The 4418-nt window shown below is 55.3% G+C and carries 3 protein-coding genes; 1 reads left to right on the forward strand and 2 read right to left on the reverse strand.

The window, feature by feature from the left end:
- Positions 1-298 (forward strand): protein tyrosine phosphatase family protein (locus RMSM_RS20475; protein ID WP_040768543.1); only part of this gene is annotated, 298 nt, incomplete at its 5' end.
- Positions 299-317: 19 nt separating this feature from the next.
- Here the strand turns inward: RMSM_RS20475 and RMSM_RS20480 are convergent.
- Both RMSM_RS20480 and RMSM_RS20485 read right to left on the reverse strand, forming a co-directional pair.
- The gene (locus RMSM_RS20480; RefSeq protein ID WP_008700535.1) at positions 318-1640 is read right to left on the reverse strand and encodes an outer membrane protein assembly factor BamB family protein; all 1323 of its coding nucleotides are present in this window, start codon (positions 1638-1640) and stop codon (positions 318-320) included.
- Positions 1641-1862: 222 nt separating this feature from the next.
- Positions 1863-4325, reverse strand: a complete 2463-nt coding sequence (locus tag RMSM_RS20485) for a DUF1592 domain-containing protein (protein WP_008700537.1) — start codon at positions 4323-4325, stop codon at positions 1863-1865.
- Positions 4326-4418 lie beyond the last annotated feature (93 nt).

The following is a 4418-nucleotide window of genomic DNA, read 5'->3' on the forward strand; positions in this document are numbered from 1 at the left end:
GAAAAAGGTCGAGGCGAATGGGCTGGAATATCTGCACGTTCCCGTGGACATGCAGGGGATATCGCCCGAAGTGGTCGATCGGTTTCGCGAACAATACCGAAAACTTCCCAAGCCCGTGTTTGCTCACTGTAAGTCGGGAAAACGGGCCGGCGCGATGATGATGATGCATATCGCGGCCGAGCAAGGAATGTCGGGCGAACAGACGCTCGAGCAGGCCGAGAAAATGGGATTCGAGTGTGACCAGCCTGAGCTCGAACAATTCGTAAAGAATTACGTCGATTCCCACGTCGCTCACTAAGCGTCTCCGGCAACGAAGGCTAGCGTTGTTCGTCGCTGATACACCACAACGCATCATCAGTGCGAATCAGGATATCGGTGCCAGCGGCGACAATGGATGCATTTGTGTTTTCATTCAGTTTGTTCTCGGCGATCTTGTTTAGCTTGGTCGAATCGGGCTCGAAAACCGTGGTGGTGCCAGTCTTCGTCAGCAGGAACATCCGGCCATCAGCGGTTTGCGTGATGCTGGACCATGTGCCTCCGCCCTCGGTACGAGCCTTCCAAAGCTGGTCGCCCGTTTGCACGTCGATGCAACTCAGCACTCCGTTCATGTTGCAGATGTAGATCAAACCGTGGTGGACAACCCCGGTCCCCAGCCATCCTTGATCCTTGGATTTGTGCCAGACCCTGTGAGTCTTCGTCACGTCGCCACGGCCGCCAGCGCGAACCGCCAGCGATGCGCCGCCATAGCCGCCTAAGGCGACGACCACGCCGTCGGATTCCATTGGCGAAGCGTAAGCCAATGGCCCTGTCCCGCCGCATGTCCAAAGTCGCTCGCCCGTGGCCGGATCAAACGCGCTGACGCGGCGCGACAGTGCGGCAACCAATTCGAAATGACCATCAACCTCGATCAGGATCGGCGTGTTCCAGGCACCTCGCAACCGTTCACTTCGAGGTTTGTTGCTGCCAAAATCGTTGGCATTGCCGTCGTTCTCAGGGCCGCTGAGTTCGTGTTCGGCCTCGTCGTCCAGTGCGTCCACCTTCCATCGTGTTTCACCGGTGGCCTTGTCCACAGCGATCAGAAACTCGTTGTTCCCCGGTCCGAACAACAGGATACATAAATCGTCGTGCAGAATCGGTGACGTCCCGTAACCCCACATATGTTCTTGCTTGCCAAGGTCGCGGCGCCACAATTCGTTACCATCGACATCCCAACAGACCAGCCCGGCGGATCCAAACCATGCGACCACGTGTTTCCCATCGGTCACCGGTGACGCCGAGCAATAGGGATTGGTTTTGTGCGAAGCTTCGGGTTGATCATACGTCACGCCTCGACGCCAAAATTCGCGTCCGGTGGCTCGATCTACGCAGAACAAGCTTCGTTCGTTGGATTCAGAGAGCGGCTGAGTGAAAAACACTCGGTCGTCCCACACGATCGGCGTCGAGTTGCCGGCCTCTGGCAATTCGATTCGCCATTTCACATTCTGGTCTGGCCCCCACTCAGTCACCACGCCCGAGGTCGATGTGATGCCTGATCCCGCCGGACCTCGCCACTGCGGCCAATTCGATTCGGCAGCGAAGGATGGCGAACCAAAGCTCAGCAAAAACAGCGTCAATACGGCGGAATGGATCGATTTCATCATTGTCTCTGAAACAAGAGTGGGAATTGAATTCAAAGAGGGACGGGAGTGGATCTTGTCAAAGATCCTGCACGTTGTTTCGACGCGAAGGTAGGTCGCTATGTGAGGCGATGGCGCGAGTTCCATGTTATCTACTACCGTAGTGGGACTCGCCAAGAGTTCCTGATGCATCAAGAGCTGATACGGGGATTCGTGCGAAAACCAGTACGCTCACACTATTGCTGTTTAACGTGATCGAAAGATCTCGCTGGTCAACGTTTCCGTCACCATTGTATGTAGCCCGTAGTCATTGGCTTTGACTCGGTTCAAAATGTCATCGATTTCGTACTGGTCAGTCCGTTCCATATGTCTTCCAGCCGCATACATCAGCAGCTTTTCGATCAGATTTCTTGCGAAATGATCGCGACGACTTTCCAGAAGCACTTTCTTGAATCCTGGAAAATCTTTGTAGGTTTCACCCGATGGCAGTTTTCCCGACGGATCCACCTTCGCCGCCTCGGCTTTGCCTTTGGGTTTTGGGTATTTCTCTCGCCAACGTCCGATGGGGTCAAACGTTTCGAGTGCATAACCGAGCGGATCAATGTTGCGGTGGCACACGTAACACGTTTTGTCTTCGCTGTGCCGTGTTAATTTTTCTCGGATCGTCGTCGCTCCGCTGACATCGGAATCGATCGCCGGCACCTCGTCCGGTGGCGGAGGCGGTGTGATGCCAAGGATGTTTTCCAATACCCAAACACCGCGAGTCACCGGCGACGTGTCGACACCATTGGCGCTGACGGTCAGTACGCCAGCCATCCCCAAAACGCCGCCACGCTGTTTGTTTTTAGCCAGACTGACTCGCTGAAATCCATCGGCCAAGCGGAGAGTGTCTTGTTCAGGCAAGCGGTACAGTTTTGCCAAATTCTTGTCGACAAAGGTATAATCTGCGTCCAAAAAATCGATCACAGATCCATTCTCGTTAAGCAAGTTGCGAAAGAACAGACGCGCTTCCTGCTTCATTGATTCTGGTAGATTTTGGGCGTAATACTCCCATGCCTCTTTGCGGGGCGGTGGCAGATTGCCAATGTCTCGTAGGTTCAACCAGCTGTCGAGGAAACCGTGGATGAACTCGTCGGATCGATCGTCCTCGAGCAGCCGAGCGATCTGTTTTTTCAATTCGTCCGTCTCGGTCAGATGGCCGGATTGGGCTGCGGCGAACAGTTCGTCATCCGGTGGCGCCGCCCACAACGCGTATGAAAGTCGCGAGGCAAGGTCGAACGGACGCAGCGTCGTCTCGTCCTCGGCCGTGATTTCGCTGAGGTACAAAAACGACGGCGAACAGAGGATCATTTTCAACGTGTCCAAAGCGGCCTGACGCGGAGTGGCTTTTTCGGATAGACGTTTTCGATAGATTGCTTCGATCCGCTTGCGATCCGCATCTTCCAGCGGACGCCGGTACGCTCGTTGGCCAAACGCAAAGAGTTGCTCGACGGCTCGGTCTTCCTGAAACCCTTGCTCTCCGAAAACCGCCTGCTCCTCTTTTCCGCCGCCGGGTTCGGCCAGCGGACCATGGACTTTGATTTCTCCGATCTTGATATGCGGCAATGCGCCTTCGCGAAGCAGCGACGTGCGGCTGACGCCTACCTTCGGCGCTTTGAATTCATCCTTGTATCGCTTGTTGACTGCGATCACCGAGGCTCGTGATTCGTACGGACCGTTGGGGAAAATGAAGCGAGGCGTCTGTCCGGCTTCCAGCCACACTCGGAAACTTAGCCATTCGGGTTCTTCGTCGGGAACGACCGTGGTGGCCAAAATCGGTTCGATCGCTTGAGGGTAGTGAATGTGCCCTTTGGTTGCGTCGCCAGGAACGACTGCCAATTGAAAGGGTTCGGAAAAGTCGATGCGAAAAATCTTTGGGTCATAATGCGTGTCGCGGTGCATCGCTTGCGCATGAACTTTGATGTCGTACAGTCCCGATACCGGGACCCCCTCTAAAAAGTCCTCGATGTGTCCGTAGCCGCCTTGCCGCGTATCCGTATTGGGCTGTTCGTACAAACACAGGTACTTAAATTTGAAAACGCTGCGGTGGGCGCCCGTCAGTTCTTCGTACTGCTGGAAATTGTCGGTGAAATGCCATGATTTTGGCTGCATGGCAGGTTTGCCAAGGCGAGTCTCGACCAATCGCGATGCCGCTTGAAGGTATTGGTCCAACAGAAAGCCTGATGTCACCAACGCCTCGCCGATCGTATCCATATGCCCGCTGGTGTTTTCCTTGGGAAAGTCCGCGGTCAGCCCCAATGTATCGACACGGCGGTCAAACAGTGTTGCCAGTGTGTTTTCATATTCGCGGTTGGAAAGCCGCCGCATCACGGTACGGCCACCAGAGCTTCTAAAATTTTCGCGAGCCTGTTGGATACCGTTTCGCAATACCTCCAGTAACGCTAGACGCTCTTCATCGCTGGGCTGATCGGCGTCTTCGGGCGGCATCACTTTTAACGTCACGGAATCGATGATCTCATCGGCCGTGATCAGTTGCTGCTCAGAGGTGATGGGCAACGTAAACGATTCGAACTCGCGCTCGCCCTCGGCCGATCCTGTGTCATGGCACTGCAGACAGTAGTCGCCCATAAAGTTTGCGACCAGGGCTTGGGGCTCGGAGGCATCTTGCGATTTGGATTCCGCTTCCGACGCGGGAACCCAGCAAGACATGACGAGTCCAATGAGGACAACGCACGCGGCGTGAAACGCCCACCCGCCAGCAAATCGCGGGCAAATAACACGCCCGCCAGTGAAGCGACGGCC

This window comes from Rhodopirellula maiorica SM1 (genome assembly GCF_000346295.1).
GTDB lineage: Bacteria > Planctomycetota > Planctomycetia > Pirellulales > Pirellulaceae > Novipirellula > Novipirellula maiorica.

Coding starts and splice junctions, on each gene's coding strand:
- RMSM_RS20480 (WP_008700535.1), bottom strand. CDS start 1,640: ATGATGAAATCGATCCATTCCGCCGTATTGACGCTGTTTTTGCTGAGC.
- RMSM_RS20485 (WP_008700537.1), bottom strand. CDS start 4,325: ATGTCTTGCTGGGTTCCCGCGTCGGAAGCGGAATCCAAATCGCAAGAT.